Origin of the sequence: Halomarina salina (assembly GCF_023074835.1) — an archaeon.
In the GTDB taxonomy this organism is placed as follows: Archaea; Halobacteriota; Halobacteria; order Halobacteriales; family Haloarculaceae; genus Halomarina; species Halomarina salina.
Map to the genome: position 1 here is coordinate 15,889 of NZ_JALLGW010000004.1, position 21,868 is coordinate 37,756.

11 protein-coding genes are annotated in these 21,868 nt (G+C 58.0%); 2 read left to right on the forward strand and 9 right to left on the reverse strand.

The annotated features are described in order from the left end of the window. Positions 1–5 precede the first annotated feature (5 nt). The gene (locus tag MX571_RS20505) at positions 6–2,918 is read right to left on the reverse strand and encodes a helicase-related protein (protein WP_368409085.1); all 2,913 of its coding nucleotides are present in this window, start codon (positions 2,916–2,918) and stop codon (positions 6–8) included. 102 nt (positions 2,919–3,020) lie between these two features. Here MX571_RS20505 and MX571_RS20515 point away from each other — a divergent pair, with 102 nt between their 5' ends. Next, the gene (locus tag MX571_RS20515) at positions 3,021–3,587 is read left to right on the forward strand and encodes a TATA-box-binding protein (RefSeq protein WP_247420969.1); all 567 of its coding nucleotides are present in this window, start codon (positions 3,021–3,023) and stop codon (positions 3,585–3,587) included. Positions 3,588–3,591: 4 nt separating this feature from the next. Here the strand turns inward: MX571_RS20515 and pglZ are convergent, their stop codons facing one another. The 6 genes from pglZ to MX571_RS20545 all read right to left on the reverse strand — a co-directional run bounded on the left by pglZ (position 3,592) and on the right by MX571_RS20545 (position 19,016). After that, complete coding sequence (pglZ, locus tag MX571_RS20520; RefSeq protein WP_247420972.1) at positions 3,592–5,742, reverse strand: BREX-5 system phosphatase PglZ; 2,151 nt, start codon at positions 5,740–5,742, stop codon at positions 3,592–3,594. A 2-nt stretch (positions 5,743–5,744) separates the two neighbouring features. Further along, a complete protein-coding gene (gene pglX / locus MX571_RS20525; protein ID WP_247420975.1) occupies positions 5,745–10,061 on the reverse strand; it encodes a BREX-5 system adenine-specific DNA-methyltransferase PglX in 4,317 nt (1,438 codons plus the stop codon). A 75-nt stretch (positions 10,062–10,136) separates the two neighbouring features. Then, positions 10,137–13,949 carry a hypothetical protein gene (locus MX571_RS20530; RefSeq protein ID WP_247420977.1) on the reverse strand — a complete coding sequence of 1,271 codons (3,813 nt, stop codon included), beginning with the start codon at positions 13,947–13,949 and terminating at the stop codon, positions 10,137–10,139. Further along, entirely contained in the window at positions 13,946–14,536 is a 591-nt protein-coding gene (locus MX571_RS20535) for a BREX protein BrxB domain-containing protein (RefSeq protein ID WP_247420979.1), read from the reverse strand. Before MX571_RS20535 ends, MX571_RS20530 begins: the two co-directional genes overlap by 4 nt. Continuing rightward, a complete protein-coding gene (locus tag MX571_RS20540; protein WP_247420981.1) occupies positions 14,533–18,252 on the reverse strand; it encodes a DUF6079 family protein in 3,720 nt (1,239 codons plus the stop codon). Before MX571_RS20540 ends, MX571_RS20535 begins: the two co-directional genes overlap by 4 nt. Further along, the gene (locus MX571_RS20545; RefSeq protein ID WP_379752163.1) at positions 18,252–19,016 is read right to left on the reverse strand and encodes a BrxA family protein; all 765 of its coding nucleotides are present in this window, start codon (positions 19,014–19,016) and stop codon (positions 18,252–18,254) included. Before MX571_RS20545 ends, MX571_RS20540 begins: the two co-directional genes overlap by 1 nt. Before the next feature lie 488 nt (positions 19,017–19,504). On the opposite strand from MX571_RS20545, the gene MX571_RS20550 reads away from it, so the two are divergent. After that, positions 19,505–20,152, forward strand: a complete 648-nt coding sequence (locus MX571_RS20550) for a hypothetical protein (protein WP_247420985.1) — start codon at positions 19,505–19,507, stop codon at positions 20,150–20,152. 158 nt (positions 20,153–20,310) lie between these two features. On the opposite strand, the gene MX571_RS20555 is transcribed toward MX571_RS20550, so the two are convergent. Both MX571_RS20555 and MX571_RS20560 read right to left on the reverse strand, forming a co-directional pair. Then, on the reverse strand, positions 20,311–21,354 hold the full coding sequence (locus tag MX571_RS20555) for a PIN domain-containing protein (protein ID WP_247420987.1): 1,044 nt from the start codon (positions 21,352–21,354) through the stop codon (positions 20,311–20,313). Further along, positions 21,354–21,803, reverse strand: coding sequence for a hypothetical protein (locus tag MX571_RS20560; protein WP_247420989.1), 450 nt, complete (start codon positions 21,801–21,803; stop codon positions 21,354–21,356). The genes MX571_RS20555 and MX571_RS20560 overlap by 1 nt, the downstream gene beginning before the upstream one ends. Positions 21,804–21,868 lie beyond the last annotated feature (65 nt).

Genomic DNA, 21,868 nt, shown 5'->3' on the forward strand with positions numbered 1-21,868 from the left:
TTAGATTATATTGGGAGGGTGAGGCAGATGTTCTCGACTTCGGGTGCTAGCGAAATCACCTGCGCCTTCCGCTGCAGTTCACGGCGGCGTTTCTCGATCCGCTCCTCCAACTTCGACAGTCGATCACGCTGTCTCCGGATCGCGATGTCCATGTCCGACCCCGCTTCGGCTTTCCGCTCGTAGTCCGCGATGAACGTCTCGATCCGTTCGCGCTCCGCTTCCGCATAGGCCTCGAGATCGTCGAGTTCCTGCTGCGTCTCCTCTTTCCGACGTTCGTGAAGTTTGTCGCGTCGTGATTCGACACGCTGGCTCACGTATCGGTCGGCGGACGACCGCATCTCGCTCTGGTGTTCGAGGAGCGTTCGTACACGGTCCCCATCCGGGGAGCCTTTGATCGTGCCTCCCTCGATGACTCGTTGGCCCAAGCGCTGCTGGGGATCGCGGTGCGCCGCATCGACGAAGATGGGGAGTATCTCCTCTCGAATCACCTCACCCGTCCCGTCCTCGAACCTGACGCGGTAGTTGTAGGTGATGCCTGGCTCGTCGACGAACGGGAGCAGCTTGAGCCCCACGGCACCCTGCTCGTTGTCGAGCACCCGCTGCATCAGTTCCTGGACGAGGTCTGCATCGGGAGAGATGTACTCGATTCCGTCGTGGTCCATCGCGAACTCACGGTTGAAGGTGAACGGTCCGTACGGCTCACCGTCACGCGAGCGTCGAAGGGAGTCGGGCAGTTCTGCACGGAAGAGGTTGCTTCCGGCCTTTTCGACGTCTCCGCCGAGCGCGGAGATTCCCAGCTCGAAGAACTGTCGGATGTCGGCTTCGCTCCCATAGACGTCCTCGGACTGGTCCATTACCTCCTGGATCTTCCGGCGGCTCTCCTCGTCGAACGTGCTGGTGTCGATGAGGCTTCGCTCGTACCACTCCGCGAGCGTCCGCTGTCGCTCGTCGATGAGCTCCTCGAGCTCCTCCTTGGTCGCACTCGCGGGCTCGTCATTCCGGATTGACTCCATGATGAGCGAGTCGACGTTGATGTCGTCGAGCATCCCCAGCACGTCGGCAGTATTTCCCAGCTGGCCGCGGATGTTCTCGACCTTCTCCTGAAGCATCTCGAACACCTCGCTTTCGCGGGTGTCCTCGAACGAGAAGTTCCACACTTTGACCTCCTTCTCCTGGCCATAGCGGTGGAGACGCCCGATGCGCTGTTCGAGGCGGTTCGGGTTCCACGGCAGCTCGTAGTTGACCATGATGTGGCAGCTGTGCTGGAGGTCGATCCCCTCGCTGGCTGCGTCGGTCGCGAAGAGCAAGCGGGACTGTCCGTGGTTGAACTCGTCCTCGATGCGAGCGCGGTCTTCCTTGTCGACGCCGCCGTGGATGACGAGGATCTCGTCGGCCCACGGCTCGTCCTTCACAAGTTCGAGGATGTAGTCGAGCGTATCGCGGTACTCCGTGAACAGCAGCACCTTCTCGTTAGGCTGTTCCTCGAGCAGCTGTTGGATGTACCGTCGCACCTTCTGGGCCTTCGAGTCGACAGGGATCCCCTCTGCGAGCGAGACGAGGTCTCTGAGCGTCTCGATCTCCTCTTCGAGTTGGGCGTCGCTCTCGGTGATCGTGAGTCCTGCGAGCTCCTCTTCGGCCTTCTGCTGGTCCTGCTCGTCGAGGTCCTCCCCCTCGAGGTAGGCGGAGGCCTCCTCGGAGAGGGATGTCGCCGTTGACTGCTGGTCGACGAGGTTCGCCAGCCGACGACTGAGCGTCGCCTTGATAGCGCCGATACTACTGACGAGGCGCTTCTGCATCAGTGCCATCGCAAAGCCCACAGCAGGCTCGTTGAGCTGCTCAGAGCGATTGTAGACGTGCTTGACGTAGTCCGTGACCGCACGGTAGAACTGGCGTTCCTCGTAAGTCATCTCGACCGGGATGGTCCCGACCTCGCGATTCGGGAAGATGCGCTCGCCGTCGTCGTCGTAGATGGTCTGCTTCCCGCGACGCATCATCACGCGGTCGACCGCCTCCTTCGAGAGGTCTTGGTCCTCGGCGACGAGGAAGGGGTCGATGTACTCGATGAGCGAGCGGAACGCCTCGCCCTTCCCGTCGTGTGGCGTCGCACTCAGCAGGAGTAGCGAGTCGGAGTTGTCGGCAACGCGCTCGACCATCTTCGAGGTCTTGCTTGGAGATTCCCCGCGCTTGGCCGCCTTGTGTGCCTCGTCGACGACCACGAAGTCCCAGAAGGCGTCATCAAGTTCCTCGCGGAACTTCTCCTGGCGGAGGAACGCCATACTCGTGACCAGTTGTTGGTAGTCCTGATCCCAGATGTTCGCCTCCTCCCCGAGACGGCGGCGTTCGCCGTCGACCCACTGCCGATCCGCTGGTGTGAGGCTGATGTCGAAGAAGCGGTCCATGTCGCGGATCCACTTCTTCTGGAGGTGCGCGGGGACGACGAACAGGACACGATCGGCGCGGTTGCGTGCGGTGAGTTCCTTGAGGATGAGCCCTGCCTCGATGGTTTTCCCGAGGCCAACGTCGTCAGCGATGAGCGCTCGCTGTCGGAGCTTCTGCATCACCCAGTTCACGCAGGCAAGCTGGTACGGTTCGAGACGGACCAGCGAGTTCGAGATGCTCAGCAGTTGTCCCTGTTCGTGGGCGATCTGGAGCTGGAGTGCCTGTGAACGGAGGTCGAACCACTCTGCAGAGACTGATTCGTGGTCAGGATGCAGGTGAGTGGCTGCCGCCGGTTCGAGCGCACCGAGTTGGTCCTGCTTCCGTTCGATTTCCACGTCGTCGATACAGACGGTTTTGACCCCGATCTCCTCGACGTAGGCTCGAAGATAATCGAGGTCGCCGACGGCGTACGTCTTGATCACCTCAGCGGCCGTACCGTTAAGAAAGATCGAATCACCGGAATCGAGGTCAATAGACATTAATGCTTAGTCTTGGTAGACATAGTTACAAATGCTTCGCGGTCACCGAGTGCTGATCCAGTCTCCTATACTGGAAGTGACTCTATTCCCAACCCTATTCTGATGGTTTCTTTTGATCTTAACGAGGATGAGTTGTCGTCCGCGGGTATTGCAGTTAAGAATATAGTCGCCAAACTCGATCTTGATATTGAGTTTGACTTATCTTATTTATCATCGGAGATACCGCGCTCCAGTTATGAACCCGAACAGTACCCAAGCCTAGTTTTCAGACCATCCGGACTTTCAACAGTATTAGTCACTCGATCAGGGAAACTCTTGTTTACTGGCGCAGACTCAATTGAAAATTTGCGAGATACCTACCGACGCATTTCTGACGAGTTAGAAGGTATTGGAGTGGATGATGTCGGGAGAGCAGAAGAGATCGAAATCGTGAATGTTGTCTCGACATTCGAACTGCCTTCGAATGTAGACTTAAATTATTTATCTGTTACTCTTGGTCTTGAAAATATAGAGTACGAGCCAGAGCAATTCCCCGGTCTCGTGTATAGGATTGAAAACGGGCTTGTAGTATTGATTTTTTCTTCAGGTAAGGTCGTGGTCACCGGTGCAGAATCGTCATCAGAAATATTAGATGCGGTAAATACGATCCGTGAATTAATATCAGACTGAGAATCTATTCTGGGGTGATCGTCACGAAGTTCAACACAAACTCTTGGGGGAGGACGCCGCCGTGATAGAACCGCGCGTCTGGGAGCCCCTGGTTGCGAAAGCGCTGGATCGGATCGGCGAGGATCCTGACCTTCGCATCGTCGCCGAGGTAGCCCAGGTGTGCATCCTCGTCGAGCAATACGCCTGGAACGTCGTCATCGAAATCTGTTCCAGCAACCCATCGTCGGGTCACCTGTTCGGCGTTATCTGGCGGATTGAGATCGTCGATATCGACGTGCTTCGGCAGCGAGACGAAGCCGTGGTCTGAGAGGATGTACGCTCGGTCCCACTCACCCTTGTCCAGCTTCTCACAGATAATGCGTGAGATCACTTCGATGCGGTCGCTGAACAGCTCCTCGAAGTTCGTCAGCTCCTTCTCGCCCGTCTCGTCGATGTCGTTCCAGTAGTAGGCGACACGGGTGTTGCTCCAGCCCACCTCGTCCTCGGCGTCCTGCATGATGTAGCTCCAGCCATCGTTCTCGAGGAGGGTCTGGCGACGGTGGTTCGTGATTTTGCGGTTGTTGCGCTCAGGGACGAGTTCTCCGTCTTGGAGTTCGATGTTGAAGCTGAACTTGCTGCCGGGCGTGAGCGCGGCCTTTCCGAACTCAGTATCGGATGGAAGCGTGCCAACCCACGTGCTCTCGTCGACTTCGAGCTGGGGAAGTTCGCGACGGATCGAATCGGCGAGCTCGTGGGCGAGGTCGAACCGCAGCGCGTCGACGATGAACAGCGCGACGCTCTGGCCGCTCTGGAGGTGTTCCTGCTCCTCGGCGAAGAACTGGTGAGCGTGCTTCTCACCGACGAAGGGTGAGCCAGCTTCGATCTGGTCGACGACGAGGTCGCCGAGGTCGCTGAGGTACTCGAGGTATCGCGATTCGGTCAACGAGCAACGAAGGCCATCAAGCGTCGGCGTCGCCGGGTGTTCCTGTGGGAGCCCGGTCTCCGGTTTGCCAGAGACGATGAGGTTGAACACGGCGTTGTCGATTTGCCAGGTTCCCCCGTCGACGTCGCCGTAGAGGTCGACGACGTTACTGGTGTCGCCGCGCTCTTCCCACGTCGCGAGTTCGTCCGCGAGCGTGGCCACATCAATGGCCTGCGTCCAGACGTTCGTCCACGGAACGTCGCCGTAGGTCGAGTTGAGTCGATCGTGGCGCTGCTTCGCCCGGGTTACACACGTCTCGTAGTCTCCACTGTTGAACGACTGGATCCACTCGTCCCAGAGCCGGTGTTCGAGCGAGGCGTCGACTGGACAGTCGACGAGCTTCCACGGCTCATCGTAGGTGCGGAGGATGTCGTGCCAGAACCGCTGGTCAGGATCAAGGTAGACGTTCGCAAGTTCACGCTTCTGTGCAGTCTTGCTCAGCACCGAGCGAAGCTCGGGTCTGGACACACCGAATCCCGTGCTGGGTTCGGGCTGGTACTTATGTGGGAGGAGCGACTTGTCGAGGCCTTCGTCGACGAGCCACTCAGCGACCGCCCAGCGGCGTGTTCGTTCGACGATGGTGCCAGCGTCGGACTGGCCTTCAACGGCCTTGACACCGTTGTCAACCAGCAAGTCACGTATCTTCAGCAACTCGTCGCCATTGGGGAGGTTCCGCGTGCCGTGTTCGAGAACGAACTGCACAGGGTCGTCGTGGCCGTCCAGCACGATCTTTGTCTGGAGGCCCTGGAGGGATGGGAGGCCCCCCTCGCCATTGAGTTCTTCGTAGAGCGTTTGAGCGACCTTCTCGCGGTCCTCGGCGTTCTCGTAGGCGGTGCGAATCGTCGCCGCTTGGAGTTGATCGTTCTCGAAGCAGCGTGCCGCGAGCTTACCGATGTGCTGTTCGACGACACCGCCAGTATGCTCGACGTCCTTGAACCAGTCAACGTCGTCGCTGCTGGGCTGGGGAACGTACCAGACGGTCCGGTCGCGTGGGGCGTCTGCACGGAGTTCTAACGGTGTCTGCTCGGCAGCACGGAACTCACACCGGAGTTGGGTGCTCGCGTGTTCGACGATGTCTTGCAGATAGCCTCCATCGTCCCACCAGAGGACAACGGGATCGTCGGTGGACGCCCCGTCGATGCTGCTCTCGATGGCGTCATGAGCGCACTGTGGGAGGGTCTTGGTTGCCGGCATGGCTACAGAACTTTGTCGTCGACAGTCATCGGAACGATCTCAGCGTCGGCCAGCGGCTTGATGTTGATTTCGACCCCGTGATTTTGATTCGGCTGGTAGCCAGCAGTCGTGATCTCTGAGAGGGCACGTTCAGACCAATCTGATTGAATTCGCTTATCGGCAAACTGACATCGGTCGTCAATCTCTTCGGCCAGCGCCTTGAATTCTGCCAGCGGCGGGAGGTCGTCGACACTTTCGTCACCGTCAGTCATCGCCTCCAGATATGTACTGTCAACAATTGATGAGTTGTTGAGGCCCATCGCGAGTGTGGCGAGCAGGCGTTCGCTCTCAGTGAGATTTTCGAACGGTCGGCCGTCGTCGTCAAGTAGCTCGGCACCCTCGCGCTCGAAGTAGTAAGTCATGAAGAGAATACCCGTGCTGGAGTAGTGGTCCGAACCCTTGAGCCGCCAGTTGAAGTAATCGAACAGATCAGCCAGATGTGCTTCGACTGGCTCGTCAACTGGTTTAGCGTATTCCTCGCACGCCCGTTCGAGTTCTTCAAGTGCGTCTAACCACTCGTCTCGCCACTCGTTGACAGCCTCCCAGAACTTGTCGGAGAAGGTATCTTTGAACCACTTCTCACCCTCGCGCTCGCGAAGTTCAGCCAGCGTGTCCACGCGCTTTCGCGTCTCTTCACGAAAGGCGGCGACCTTTGGGGCAAGATCATCAACTCGCTGGCGATCATCATCGTCGAAATCTCGTTCGTCAGTGCTGCCTAGCTCCTGAATCACGTCCTCGAGGATATTGATCTGATTGAGACCACTCGCACATCGTTCGTACTGCTCTGCGGCCTCGGCTTGTTCACTCGTCGAAAGCGAGTCATCGCGTCGGCGACGGTTCGCCGCGCTGCGGCGCTCACGCAACTCGGCCTTCCGCGGTTCGAGATACTGATTGGCTAGTCGGTCGAGTAAGCCGGAATCGAGGCAGTGGTAGTCAACAAAGCACGCGAAGCCCTCACCTTTCGAATCCGTAATGAGGCGCTCAGTGGTGAGTTTCCAGAGAATCGGCGTGTTCTTCATCCGACTAACGTGGTAATCAAACAGGTCCTCAGAGATGAATGACCTGAGGTTAGGATAAGCTTCCTCAGTAGCTGATTCGTCTCCGAGGACCTCGTCAACTTCGACGAGGCGATCCTCGGCATGCTCATGGTAGATCTCCTCAAAACGTTGAACTATTCTGCCGAGCATATCAGGTTGTTTATCATTACCATGGAGAGGAACAATCCCATCCGGTTCAGCTCGGGCAGCCTCCATCGCGAAGTGATGGACAAGGTCCTTAATTTGTTCGTCAAAGTTGTCTGGTACTGAGTCAATTGATTCCGACTCTGGTATGGTTCGACGTGTAGGGTCGTTCCCGGTTCGAAGATGTATGTCGGTATGGACCTCCTCGCGAGTACTTTCAGATATATCTAACTCATCGTATAGAATTTTATCAATATTTTCAGATAGCTCTTCAATTTTAGAATGACGGTTAACACGGTCTTTTTCGATACGAATAGACTGTTCAGACAGCGAAGATTTTCTGGGGGAGGTAACTCCGAGCATTTGATCAAGATCAGGTATATTTTCAGTATACATGTGATTGTAAAAGAATTCATTATTCTGAACACCGGTAAGGAGAGCTGGAGCAACGTAATACGGACTTGTGGGATCGTACAATCTATCTATCAACTTCAGCATATACTGTTCTTCAGATGCTTCCTTTAATTCGTTAATTTCAGAAAACGACTCGTACCAGGGAATGCTGCCGACATACCCTGCTGTCCAATGACGACCTGTTGTAATGGATAGAAACAGCGAATGATAAAGTGATGAATTTAGGACAGCCATCATCTGCCATAGTGATTTCTTATTATCTGGAACGTATAGATATCCGGTTGCACTGAACAGGCGCCCAGGGGGGAAATACCCGAATCGTCTCCCAGTTTGCTTTATATATGTCCAAGTTAATCCTTCGTCACCATACATTTGTTCATTTGGCGTCCGGACCGTATTGCTAAACCGTTTTATATTTGTACCGTTCTCACCCCACTCGACCACTTGGTTCACGTGTGGAACAATCCATACATCGGATCCTCCCGTAGCAATCAATTTAAACAATGAAAAATCAGTAGTTTCCCATACGTAGCGATAGAACCTTCCATCGTTTGCAGTTGCGATACCTTGACGCGCTAAACCTGCAGACTCACCACTAACTTCTGCCTGTTCTGCATCTAGCTTTAGTTCCGTTTCATGTAGATCTCTCACTTCGTCTGGGGTTGAATAACAGATAGAATTTCCAGGGACTTTTGAAAATTCATTCAAGTCAATCTCGAAATATCGTCTAATATCACCCTCGATCCCGGAGATCACGTTGGTAAATCTTCTTTCTTTTTGTGCAGGTTCTAGATCATAAAGACGAATGAAGCTGCCGGTAGTCTTTGTTCCACCACTGGATCGGATTACAGTACCCGCGGTCCGGACGGTTGCGTTGTCCAGAATGCTGCTCCCGAACTCGGCTAAGAAGTCAAAGCTACTTAGTTTGCCCAAAAAGTCCGTCCTAAACTCGCGGAATCTCCTTTTAAACATGAATGTCTGGGGCACTAGCATACCTATCCTCCCATTCCTACTTGTCAAATTGTCTGCAATTTCAAAGAAGTTAATATAGAATTCTGTCGGGTAATTATAATGGGATTCAATATACTTCTTGATTGAGGACGGCATTCGGTTCCGGGATCCATACGGTGGGTTCATCAGAGTCACGTCGTAGTCCTGCGCCAGAATGTCCAGCAATCGAACAAAGCTCCGCAGGTCCTGCGCGAGGAACGAATCTGAGTCCCGATGTTCATCAACGGCTTCCCGTAGACTGTGTAAGACCTGTCCGAGCGTATGGCTCTCCGTTGGGTCGTCGGTGAGAGTAATCTGCACACCTCCAACATCGCTGTCATCCTCGAACAGGTCACCAAGCGTACCACGAACATCTAGCAGGCTGCCGAGTCCGTGGACCTCCTCAAACGCCTCAAGGATGCGTCGAAGTGCGTCCTCGACTTTCTGGTCGTCGCTTGCTACTTCATCGAATACAGTTTCGACGCCGTCGATGTCGGCGACTGATGAGTCTGCACAGACGATACCGACCTCCGGCATATTGAACCCGTGTGCCCCTTCGGCCTCGGTTCGGGTTCGTCCCTTCAGGTACAGATTGAACGCTGCTAGCTGACACGCACGCATGTCGAGGTCGACACCGTAGAGATTGTGTTTCAGAATCTCTCGCGGTACCTCCTCGTGGGGCAGGTCGGTCTCAGCGCGCCAAATTCTCTCTAGTACGTCGAAGGCGTACAGCAGAAAGTGTCCACTCCCACAAGCAGGGTCGATGACGCGAAGCTCCTTCGGGTGTTCGAAGTCAGTCGGTTCTCCTTCCTCCTCGGACGGGACGAGATAGGTACAGAAGTCAGCAATATTGGGCGATTCGTTGGGTGAAAGTGGCCGGTTCTTTCGCTCGTCAGGACTGAACCCTTCCTGGGCTTCGACCACGTCCCGTAACTCGCCAGTATGTTCGAGGTAGAGCTTCCCGAGCGAGTTGTCGGTGAGCATTCGGACGACCCAGTGTGGCGTGTAAAACTGGTTAGCTGGCGGGACGTCCTCAGGGTCTAGACCAACCCGGTCACCTTTCCGGCGGAGATCATCAAGGAGCTTCGTGTTGTAGTACTCGTAGACCCAGCCGAGCACGTCGTCTGCTCGCCAGACCTCATCGAGAACTTCATTGAGCATCCCACACAGCTCCTCAAAGGTGTTGTCGTCCGGATCGATAAGGCTGTAGGCGGAAGAACGGTCGAAGAGGATCTCAATCTCATCGGCCAGCTCGTCACACGCGTTGTGGTAAGCTTCGAGGATGGCCTCGTCCTCCAGCAGAAACTCTTCGTGGACAAGTGTCTCTGCCGCAGGTGTCAAACCGTTCTCTTTGAACACGGTGACTTCCTCATCGATGAAGTCACGGACTTCCATACAGCGCAGCGCAGCAAGACGATTGACGATGGTGTACCCGACACCAGTGATGTACCGCTCAAACGCCTCGTCCCACGTATGGCCGTCGACGGCCTCAAGTTCGATAGCTTCGACGAGCTGTTGCGTGTCCTCATCTAGTCCGTCCACATTCTCCGGCTCGTCATCGAGACCTTTCTGCGTCAGTTGGAACCGGACGTTGTCTTCGACGCGCTCGCGGAGATCTTCGACGACATCTTCGAGATGTTCACGTTCAGCCTTATCCAGTTGCGCCTTCCGTTGAGAGAGTGAATCGCCTTCCATAGAACGTAACCCAGTATGCTAACATTGACAGACAGGAGCGTCTTTAATGTTGCCGACGGGGGCTCCCCGAAATAGCTACTCTTCGATTAACACGATACCACCATCGTCGACGTCGTCCAGCGTTTGTTTGGCCTCTCGGATTCGAGTCAACAGTTTCTCCGACTCGTCGAGGAGCTCCGTCGCTCGTTCGTCAGTCGGACGATCGTCTGCATCGACTAATCCCGTCACATCGTCGGTGATCGCAGCGTTCGGAAGCTCCTGCCGGAGCTCTTCGGCGACGAGCTGTAGCTCCGCCCACGCGTCATCGTCAGCCCCCGGAAGCTTGGGATTCTTTGCTTCCTCAATGAGCTGCCGAACTCGCTGGAGCGACGGCGGCCGCGACGCGTTCAGTACGGTCACAACCGACTCAGTGGTTGGCGAATCCGGATGATCTGTCCGGAGATCATCGTGGGCAGATTGTAATTCCGACCACGGGCTCGATTCACCTTCGAGAAGCTCGCGAACCTTCTCGTAATCCTCGGCCTGCTGGCGCACGGACGAGTCAACCAACTCCCCTTCGGTGATCTGATTGCCGCTCCACGCGACCTCGAACATAGACTCGAGTTCGTCGAGCGAGACGTCGTCGAACGTCGCTGTAGCGTCGTCGAGGAGACCCCCAACGTCCGACTCGTTATCGCGAAGCCAGTCGGTGAGCACCGTACAGATCTCGGCTGGGTCTGACGAGTCGGCAGACTCGTCCGTCACTCGCCGGTACTGCGTCGAGAGTTCGTCGACGCGATGGCCTGTTGCATCCGCGAGCCGCGAAGTCACGGTTGTCTTCGTCGGGACAGACCCGCTCTCCGCGGTCGTCTGCATTCGACCAGTAATCGTTGCACTGGGGTAGAGGTCCTCCAGCAGTTCGAGCGTCTCGGTGAACTGCGCCCAGAGCGTGTTCTCGCTGTCCGCTGCAGCGAAGAGGTCACGTGCGTCGGCGAAGGTTTCGGCCTCGGACTGGATGCCGTCGTCGACCAACTCTGACGTAGTGATATCGCCACCACTGTAGGCCGGTTCCAGAACAGCCTCCAGCCCGTCCAAGGCCACATCGAACTCTCTGGAGACGCCCTTGAACGTCCGCTTGACGAGGACGCTGTTGGTTTCGACCCAGGAGGCAAGTTCGGCTACCCACGCGTCAGGGTCACTGCCTTCGGGATCGTGGCCGAGGACCGTCGACACGACCTTGCGAATCTCCTTTGGATTGACCGTATCGACGCCGAACCGAACCTGCAACGACGTGAGCCCGCCCTTCGTTCGGACCTGTCGACCAATCGCCGTCGGATCCGTCACGTAGTCCGTATCCTGCTTGAGTGCAACCTTCTCGTTCGATGTCGCGAGCGTGATGAGCAGCGCCGCAATCGACTCCTGTGGCGTCCCTCGGTAGTCGCCGTTCGCCGTCCGCGTTTGCTGGAGCAGCGTCTCGACGTCCACTGCAGTCTGTGATTCGTACTCGTCGATGAACTCCCGACACCAGCCAGTGTCCGCGAGTGCTGTACTCGACGTATCGACGCCAAGCATCACGGCGTCGCTATCAGCGAGCGGCCAGTCGCCACTTCCACGGAAGAATTTCGCCAGCTCCTTCGCGTCGTCCACCTCGATGAGCGGCCGAGAGAGGACCTTTCGCGTCGAGCCAAACACTGCCTGTACCTGGTCTTCGACGACGTCGTCGAGGACGTTTGGTCGCTCACCCCGGTAGTCGTGGACTGTGTGGACAGACGCGTTTTTGAGGAGATCGCTCACGGACGACTCCAGCCGTCGTTTATCCGTCCGGTGCTCTCGTTCGAGCTCCTCGTGACTCTCGGTCTCTTCTTCCAGCACCTGCCCCATCCCGATGACGTTGCGGATTCTGTCGAGTGTCGTCTCGGGAACGTCGATCGCGATGAGGATGTGTTCACCACCGTCACGCCCGTCGTTCACGTCCTGCCACGTCTCTACCTGGTCAGCAACTGTATCGGGATCGTCGGCGAGGACGCGAATTCGGACGGCGTCGTACTCCGTGGTTGGCGCTCTGCCCACTGGGTCAAGGATGGAGTACTCGTAACGGAGGGGAACGAGCCGCTCGTCGCCGACGTCGGCCTCGTGGAGGCTGTTGTCGCTTCGGAAGAAGTAGTCGTTCTCCCGGAGTCGCGTCTCAAGCCAGGCAGAGAGCTGGTGTGGCGAAATCTGCTCGGCTTTCGTCTGTGCCCGACTGAGGATACTCTCCTGTTCCTCCGAGACGAGCGTGTACACCTCGTCGCCCTTGTCGTTGGTCTCCGTGAGCACCTTCCGCTTATCGACGAGCGTGTTGAGTGCCGATTGGGTTTCTTCGACGCGTTGATCCACCGAGGCGTTCACGTCGTCGAGCATCAGCCGCCCGAGGTTCTCTGGCGTCGCCGGGACTGCTGGTGTCTGGTTCAGCAGGTACAACGCCTTCGAGACACGGACTTCCCACGCATCCTCGTTCCCCTCGAACGTCGGGATCAGCGTGTTCTCGAGCATCTCCTGGACCCACAGCGGCACATAGGTCGTCTCCTCGACGAGCAGGTCGAACAGTTCGTCCCACGTAACGAGGGCTCCCTCTTCCGCATCAGCCCAGCCGAACTTCGTGAACAGCGACCGAACCAGAACGAGCAACGCACGACCCTGGATGTAGTCACGCTCGGTCGCTCGGCCTTGCGTGATCAGTTCCTGCATCACCTTCCGCAACAGCGTCAAGTCGTACTCGCGGAACGGATACGACTCGATCGCGTCAGGGTCAGCACTCCCGACTGGTGAATACGCCTCCAGCGAGAGGTCCGGCATCGACGAGATGAGCGAGGAGACTCGAGAGCTGCCTTCACTGTCCTTCTGCAGCCAGCGTTTCCGGATGATGATTTCCGTGTCCGCACCTTCGAGCGGTACTTGCTGATGGGTCCAGTGATCCTCGGAGGGTTTTCCGATGAGGCTCTCGCGTGTATCCGGAAGCGAGTACTGACCAGTGGTCACGACGACCGGGTTCGGGCCGTACTGGAGCGCTTCCATCGTCTCCTCGAACTCGCGATAGCGATGCCGACTGTCGCCGACGAACAGCGCGACCTCGTCGAGGCCAAGGAGGAGTTCCGTGTGCGGTCCCGCTTCGTTCAGTGCTGCAGTCACGGTTTCGACGCGTTCGACCAACTCAGTGGGATCGAACGACTCGGGGTCGACCTCCGCTTCGGCCTGCTCGATGGACGCTTTCACGCCCTCCCGACTGTCGAGTTCGGTCCCTGTCGTCTCCGACAGGGCAGGGAGGGCCTCGTAGAGCCATCGCCGCAGCGAGGCACGCTCTTCGAGCACGTCCTCGAACGTCTGGCCGTCGTGCTCGGTGGACTGGAGCGCATCCCAGACGCCGTCGTACTCCATATCAACGGTCCAGGCCCACTCGAGCAGCCAGTTGGGATCAGTCGGATACCCCAGCTCACGACCGATCGCCTCGAAGATGAGAAACGGAAGCGGCGGTTCCTTCGAGGCGTCCCGGTCGAGGAGATTCAGGAACACCGGTTTGAGCCGCTCGACGTGTGAGTCGTCGATCGACTGCGCGAGGTTGTCGAACCCAGGCCACTGCTCAGCGAGCTCGGTCCCCAGATGGGCGAACTCGGACTCAGTGTCGGCGACGAGACCGATGAGCTTCAGCAGGTGTGTCTTCCCCGACCCGAACGTCGCGTGGAGATAGAGGAATCGAGCGGCCTCTCCTGGATGCGTCTCGATGACGTCTCCGAGTTCAGTTAGGACGCGCTTTGCACTCTCCGTCTCGTGGAACTCGACGACGTCAGTCTCAGCCCGTTCACGGGCGTTGACTTTCTGGACTTCTTCGAGCTGTCGCGTCGGGTCGCTGCGGAATAGATTGCTGATACTCATTGTTGGAGATGCACCTCACGGATCTGGCCGTCGATCTGATGCGCTGGGTAGTAGTGCCGCGAGTCACCGCCGAAGAAGCTCAACTTCCCCCCGACGACATCGCCTGGGAAGGGGATCCCGATCGTCGATCGGACGTTTCGGCGGTCGAGTTCGTCGAGGAGTTCCGAGGCACGCGTGAATGGGTAGAGGCTGCCGAGGTTGAGGAGCAGGACGATGTGGCTCTGGGTTTCGAGTTTGTCATCGCCGATCTCGTTTGAGATCATCTCTTGAACCAACTCTTCAGCAAGCCGGTCCTGCATCGTTTCCTCAATACGTTCCGCGCTCGTTTCGCCGCCGAGGGCAACGGATAGGTTGTACACCTTGGTCTTGGGAAGAAGCTCGTCGAGCCAGATTGGCTGGACAGTGACTTCCTCGTTGATTACGGGAGCTTCGTTGGCTCCACTTGCCCACGCGCTCAGTCGTTTTGCAGCTCGGTGTTCGACCGCCGGGTCGACGGCGGCGATGACGAACGGATTCCGGATACCGGCCTGACCGTCGGCGAACGTACAGAGTTTCTCTTTGAACGCACGGTACGGTGAGTCGGTCATCGGATGACCACCCCCGAGTCGGTCACATCGATGTCCAGCTCCCGGCTCTCGACGAGACGTTCGAGGTGCCGGTCGATGCTTTGCCGGTCGTCCGGCAGCACGCCGATCTGATCGACGTCATCGGGCGTCCGGTCGCCGACGATCGCTGAGAGTCGGTCGAGCCGGGACGCCAATTCGCCCACATCGAACTCAGTAGCCGTGGAGAGCGGATTTACCCCGGAGATATCATCTGCAGCCGAGACCAGCGCGTCCTCGTCGTCCGAAGCGAGCGATGCGACAACCTGATCGATCGTCTCGTACCATCGCCGTATCTCTCGCAGGGGCGTGATGTACTCACGTTCCATCGCGACCTGCACGCCTGTCGGAAGCTCCGTTGCGGGGATGACCCACGGATGGCCATCGATACGCTCGACGAGGTCAGCGAGCTCTTGCTGGTCGACGTAGGCGTTCCACGAACGCTGGAACTCCGTACTCAGCCCGGTCGTGGTCTCTGCGACGAGGGCCTTCCATCCGTCTGTCGTCCACCAGCTCCCATCGAAGTTCTCGAGCGCATCGCGTTGTGCAGTGACTGCCGACAGCGCTTCGTCGTCGACCCACTCGAATCGGTCGTCACCCACCGTGAGTTGCGCGTCGAGCCGGTAGAGAGTCCCGAGGCGACGGTTCCAGACGTCTTTCACTTCGTCGAACCATTCCTGCACGTCGTTCGTTTGTTCGATCGCGTCTCCGAGCCCGTCTCCCTGCGATCTTACGACGGACAACCGATCAGCAGTAACGCTGATACGATCGGACAGTTCCTCGATGAGTGCGTCGAGGAGTCCAGCGACAGCTTCCGAGTGAACGTCGGTATCGACGACTAACTGGACGTCCTCCTGGAGGCCACTGAGCGACGACCGTAACTGCTGGTTCGCTTCCTGTAGGTGGATGAGTCCGTCTGCGACCGTCTCTGTCGTCTGCTTGAAGCCACCTTCTTCGAGGAGCTTCCCGATCGGCTCACGCGGGAGCAGCTTCAACCTCGTCGTCGAGAGCTGCTCTTGGTCGAGCACAGCCGAGTTCTCCAGCGTATTCCCGTCTTCGTCGACGGGAACCAATCGGCCCTCCCGACAGAATCCCCAGATGATCGCACAGAGTGCCGGACGAGCGTCGTCGTAGAACGGCTTCTCCGAGGTGATTCCGTCGAGAACTGTGTTCATATTGAGGCCGTCGTCGCGGTCTTTCAGCTGCCGACCGGCGAGGGATAACACGTTATTCTGAATCGACGTCTTCCCTTGGCTTACAGATGGATCGGACGATGGCACCTGGATCTTGTGCGCCCACGTAGGAAGTGGGTCGCCTGTCGAGAGCTCCGCTAATTCTTGCAGGCGATCGTCGGTCACCTGCAGCATCATCGGGTGGAAGTCGTCGGGATACCCGACGTTGACGGCGGTCTGGACCGCCTTGGAGATCCCGCTGATATCCGTTCGGTCTTTCACCGTGTACGACCCGCTCTGCATCGCACTGACGAGCTTACTCCGAACAGCACTGGCACGCTGCTCGAGGTCGCGTTCCACAGCTGGCGGTGCGTTGTGTGTCGAGATTGCGTCACGGAGTGCCCACCACTTGACGAGATGCTTCCGGAGGTCGTCCAGTCCGTCCGTGTCTATCGTCCAGTAGAGGGTCTCCTCGTCGCCGTTTTCGGCGGTGTGGTCTGGGCGAACGCCCTGCAGTTCGATGGAGACATCCAGTCCCCTGTCGGCGTCGACGGTGGTCTCGAAGTCAGTTCCATCGAGACGGAATCCATATGCCACTGGATACTCGTCACCAGAGTCGCCGTACGGGACTGATTCTGGGAGAGAGAGGTCCTGTGTGATCCGATGCCAGAGATGCTCGTCCAGCGCTTGCAGTACCGCGTCCCAGTCGGGGTCGTCTTCGTTGGCTTCCGTGTCGTCGTAGATAATCCGCTCTTCCTGGGTCGCGAAGCGGTACCGAGCCCCCGTTTCGTCTTCGGTCGGTCGAATGAACTTCTGGAGGCGTCCGAGCGACTCCTCGACTCGGTTCTGGGTACTGATCCAGGACCGACCGTTGAGGTCCGACATCACGGAGACCGCAATGTTCCCCTCGTTGAGCGGGACGATATCGTGGACGTGTTGGAGTAGGAGAACGGCTTTCGCCACGTCGAGGTCGAACTCCTCGAGATCTCCATCATCCACTTCGTCTTTGATTCCTCGGCTCGCGTCGGAGCCCTCGATGACGCGCATATCCTGTTTGAGTATCTCTCTGAGTTCCGGCTTCACCAACTCGTAGAAGTCCACCAGCGTGATGGCCTGGTCATTCTTTCCCTCCTTGACCCACGCCTGTAGGAGGTTGTGCATGAGCGCGAGAATGGCTCGTGCCGTTCCCGAGAAGATCGACTTCGCCGGATCACTGGCCTCCTGGCGTAGGTTGAACAAGATTTCGAGGAACAGGGGTGCGTGGTACGGGAGGAACGGATAGAACTCGACGAGCTCCTCGTCGTCAATGCTGTCGAGCGGCGGTTTCGTGTTCTGCTTGATCTCGTTGTAAACCAGCGATTCGGTGGGTTTCACCGACGCGTCCTCGAGCACCTCTCGAACTGCTGCCTCCCCGACGTCCGACTTCTCGAATAGACGGCGCTTCGCGATGTCGCCGACGTGCTTGCTGGGGAGCTGGTAGCGGTGGGGGAATCGATCCTTGACAATGCTGAAGTCCGCACCGTGTGCCGCGAACTTCGGCTGGACGTCCTCGATCTTCGCCTGCGCTGTCGCGACCAACTGGATGTCGCCATCGCCGATGTCGTCGACGTTCTCGGCGAGTGTCTGGAGTTCGGTCAGTCGCTCGAAGTCGGTGCCGATGAAGAGGCTCACCTCGTCGAGCAGCAACACGAGCTTCACTGGTTTCCCCAGATCTGACTCCCGCTCGGCCCGTAGCTCTTCCAGCCTGCTCACGACCTCTTCCGGGTCGATGTCGGACGGCTGCAGGTCGGTATACCCGTCGCGGGTCTCGTTGACCTCCTCGAAGAGTTCGGGCAACACGACGTCTGCCAGTACACCATAGCTCTGGACGTCCTTCCAGAGGCTGTCCGATTCCCAGTTGTAGTCGCTGGCGGCGGTTGTCACATCAGCAAGCGCAGCTTCAGCGCGAGTCTGCCTGTCAGACCATGCGTCCGTCGTTCGGAACCACTTCTCGAAGTAGGCGACGTTGAGCTGCGATGACAACCCTTCGGAGATGCCATCGTCAACGCCAGTTAGATCCGCATCCTGGTGGGCGTGTCTGAGAACGATCTCGCTGAAGCTCCGCTGTTTTTGCCCCTGGTACTTCAGGAGGTTCACCGAGACTGGGATGACGTAGTACTCATCGTGAACCGACTGCCAGTGGTCGGGGAGTTCCTCGAACTCCCCGTCATCGGAGGCTTGGACGAGGTCTGACCAGACCGTATCCGCTTGTCCATCGAGCCAGTCGGTATCCAGCAGTCCATCGAGGACGGTCAGCAGGTGGCTCTTCCCACTGCCATAGTAGCCGTAGAGCCAGTAGTTCGATCCCGTCCGCATATCGTCTGCCTGGCCGAGCGTTCGATCGACGAAGTCCTTGATAAATCGGCGGGAGTCGGCAGTCATATGATACGACCGGATCGCCCGCTGGCGGTGGTCCTGCTCGTCCCGGTCGATACGGACGGACTCCTCGAAGTCATCCGGGAGGTCGTCGAACCAGTTCGTGTCGACCATTAGCTCTCACCTCCATCGAGTGCCCACGAGTACGGCTCATCACTTGGACGCACGTCGAGATCACCGTGCAGCTCGAGGTACTCCCACGCGTCAGTGCTCACAACCCGGTCGAAGAGCTCCTCCCAACGGTTCTCGGGCTGGAAGAGATAGAGTAACCCGCGCGGAGCAGTGAGCCACTCGTCATCGCCGCTCTCGTATGAATAGTCCATTGCGACGAGCAACGAGATATCGCCTATCGACGGAGATTCACCCACGACCGATTGCTGCCCGTCGAGGACACCAATTTCGCGCACCACTGATCGAAAGCCCTCGCACCATCGCTCGGTCGTCGACTCCGCGTAGTCGAAGGAGTCCCCGTCAGAGTACTCGAGCTGAGTGAGGATATCGACAAGCGTCTCGTTCGAGAAGTCGAGCGGATTCGGATTGCCCTCCGTGAGACGGGCGACGTATTCGTGAACGACGTACCGGACGAGCGAATCGTCCGACACGAGGTATAGATAGAGGATCTGCGCTTTGTCGCGGGTCGTCTGGCACTCATCGAAGATCGCTGGCAGAGTGCTGGGATTCGGGAGCGCCGTAGGAGCGTTCTTGAATCGCGACGTCAGTACGCGGTATATCTTCTGGGAGCTCCCCCGCGTGCTTCGGTTCGACAGTCGTTCGTCGAACCAGATCTCTTTGACTTCGTTCCAGTTTCCGTGTTCGGCGTAGAGTCGGGCGAGTTCCTCGGCTCGCTCGATGAGGAGCCCACACATGGTTAGATCCATGTTCACCTCATCTGAGGAGAGCTGCCGAGAGAGCGACGGCAGTAAAGATGCACCACCGTCCGACACGAGTGACATATCTTGGAGAACTGAACCGACACACTTCATCTTTCGTTAATCTGTTCGGCCCCGATGGCTGAATCGAGCTCCGTATACTGAGGCGACCAGTTCGTAACGCCGGTATCGTGTTCCTGTCCCGTCGATTGTGAGGTCTGCGAGTGTTCGCTCGAACGCGTCGAACGAACGAGCGTATTTGTACTAATGTGCTACATTCTCCACTTCGTAAATGTGATGTGCGCTTGGTTACGACGGTCGGCCATGTCGCTTCCTCCTCAGGTCCAGATGTACCGGCACGATACCATGTTGACCCGTGATGTCTCGAAGCGGATTCGCAAGTGGTACCGTGACCGTGGGTGCGATTCCGGTTCTACGACTGGCCGTGTGTCTACGGCCACTCGACGACTGAGCGATTTCGGGTCCAAACGAGTACAATGACGTTAGATGACCACTCACCCACTGCATACACTGTCGTCCGACAGCTCGAGCGGTTCGTTGACGAGATTGGGCGGCGTAACGCCACGGCTCACTTCAGTAGCTTGTTCGATGGCCGCTATCTGAAAGGGCGTGAGTTGCTCCAGCGTCCCGAACGGTTCGTCGAAGATCACCTCGTGTTCCCCGTGCTCGAATCGCTCGGCCATAGCGTTCGGCCACGACCGGTTCAGTACGCGCCGCGATGGCCGAAACGGAGCGGTGTTCCGGATTTCGCGCTCACCACGGTCCCGATCCCCGAAGCTCAAGCCAAGGATATCCGGCTGTTCGGCGAGGTGAAAACCCCGAATAAAATCACCTACGCTCGTGAAGACGCTCGCGAGTACATGAGCCGCGACATGGATCTGAATGCGCTGATGGTGCTCACTGATGGATTCGAGTGGGAGTTCGTGCTCTCTGGCAGCTACGCCGAGTATCCAACGCTCGATCTGGAGCCAGTGTTCCATGAACTCCGGAAACGGCTTATCGAGAACGAATCATACGACCCGCATTCAGTGCGAAAACTCGTGTCTTCCCAGCCAGTCGACCTGTTCACTGCCACGGGAATTCGAGATATCGTCGAACGTGAGTACGCTGTGGCGCTTCATTAGCAGGGAACCGACCGAGTTGTCGGGGTTTTACCTGTGTTCACAGCGCCGGATGAAGAATGGCACTGTGAGTGGTTGTCAGAGAGAATCGACTCGATCAAAGAGGAGATCGAAACCGAGATCGCAGGGCAGACCGATAAGCTCCCGTCGTCTCAGGCTGATTAGCGCCGCGAGTCGTACTCCGTCGTAATCGCACGGTCACGGCGTAGCTTTTCACCGACTCGCTCACTTCGGCAGTCGACATCCAGCCGTCGCTGCTGCCAGTCCTCTCCGGACTTCCCGTTCCACACTCCGTACAGCGTCACCTTCGGAAGCCAGAGGACGCCGAACAGCACCGAGAGCGTGTAGAGCGTATCGCGGAGTTCGTCCCACGAGACGGTGACCTTCCGCGGGATGTCGACCGGAAAGTTCACGTGGTGTGCAAGAAGCCCTTCATCGCGAGCCAACTCGACGAAGCCGTAGTCGTTGCTCAGCAGGATGACCCGCTTCCGACTCTCCTGGTCATAGGCTGCGTACGCATCAACGATCGATTCGTCACCGGTTTCGCTCTCGACTCGGTCGGCGTAGCGGTGGTCTCGCAGCCGGCGGTACTCATACAGCCCGAGGAAGCCCTCTCGATTCGAGCCGGCTGGCTGGTTGTCCAACCGGGCGAACTCGGGGCCGAAGGCGTCCTCCAACTCGCGCGTCTGGTAGTGATTGTAGTGCCAGTTGAGCTCGTCATAGATGCCCGTCGCGAGAGCGAAGCCGTTGACTGCACTTCGGCCCTTGTCGTTGGTGAATCGCTCTGGGTCGAGGCGGAGCACGTCGGGCAGCCGCCACGCGAACAGGTTCGTGTCGATCCCCAGTGCCACTGGCTGGTGACCAGCGTCGAGATCGGGGTACCCCTGCCGACGGAAGAACGTCGCGACCTCCTCGGCGTTGCCGATATCGACCAACCCGCTGGCGACGAGCGCACGAACGTACGTCTCGCTGTCCGGGAGGTCATCGTAGGCCTGTTCGCCGTACTTGGTGTGGAGTTCCTCCCGGGAGTCCTGGTAGGTGAGTGCGCCCTGCGTGAATCGAACCGTCGTGGCCACCGGGTCGGACAGGTCTATCGTGAACAGTTCGCCGATCTCATCGCACGGGTGGGAGACGCTGACCGACGTCACGCCCTCTGTGTAGAGGGCGTTGAGCAGGTGGGTGATGTGGTGTCGGGGGAGACGCATCAGAACACCTCCTGGAAATCGAAGAACTCGGCGACGGGGCGAGGAACGTCCGGATACAGCCGGCCGTAGAACTGGTTGTTCGAGACGTAGAGGTAGTAGACGTGATCCGCCTCGAACTGAATCCCCGCTTGGAAGGCGATCGCCGACATGAACTTCCGACCAGGGGTGACGTCAACAGCGGTCGTGCCTCCCTCCTCCTGAACCCGAGCGATCGGCGCTCGGAAATGATCGACGATTCCGTGGAAATCCGTCTCTTCCTCGAGCTGCGTGACGAAGAGTTCGGGTGCGTCGCCACCGTACTCGATCACCACCCGCTCCATCATCGCTGTAATGTCGTCGAACTGCTCGCTCACGCCCGGATTCTTTGTGACGTGCAGTTCGTCGGGGATGAATCCCTCGTCACAGCCAGCAATGAGCGGGTTGATGACGGCTTCGAGGTTCGTGCTCATCGTCGTGAGCCACGCGTTGGCCATCGGTCAGCGCTCCGCCGGTTCGTCAATTTGTCGTCGAGCCA

Coding starts and splice junctions, on each gene's coding strand:
- MX571_RS20505 (WP_368409085.1), bottom strand. CDS start 2,918: ATGTCTATTGACCTCGATTCCGGTGATTCGATCTTTCTTAACGGTACG.
- MX571_RS20515 (WP_247420969.1), top strand. CDS start 3,021: ATGGTTTCTTTTGATCTTAACGAGGATGAGTTGTCGTCCGCGGGTATT.
- pglZ (WP_247420972.1), bottom strand. CDS start 5,742: ATGCCGGCAACCAAGACCCTCCCACAGTGCGCTCATGACGCCATCGAG.
- pglX (WP_247420975.1), bottom strand. CDS start 10,061: ATGGAAGGCGATTCACTCTCTCAACGGAAGGCGCAACTGGATAAGGCT.
- MX571_RS20530 (WP_247420977.1), bottom strand. CDS start 13,949: ATGAGTATCAGCAATCTATTCCGCAGCGACCCGACGCGACAGCTCGAA.
- MX571_RS20535 (WP_247420979.1), bottom strand. CDS start 14,536: ATGACCGACTCACCGTACCGTGCGTTCAAAGAGAAACTCTGTACGTTC.
- MX571_RS20540 (WP_247420981.1), bottom strand. CDS start 18,252: ATGGTCGACACGAACTGGTTCGACGACCTCCCGGATGACTTCGAGGAG.
- MX571_RS20545 (WP_379752163.1), bottom strand. CDS start 19,016: ATGGATCTAACCATGTGTGGGCTCCTCATCGAGCGAGCCGAGGAACTC.
- MX571_RS20550 (WP_247420985.1), top strand. CDS start 19,505: ATGACGTTAGATGACCACTCACCCACTGCATACACTGTCGTCCGACAG.
- MX571_RS20555 (WP_247420987.1), bottom strand. CDS start 21,354: ATGCGTCTCCCCCGACACCACATCACCCACCTGCTCAACGCCCTCTAC.
- MX571_RS20560 (WP_247420989.1), bottom strand. CDS start 21,803: ATGAGCACGAACCTCGAAGCCGTCATCAACCCGCTCATTGCTGGCTGT.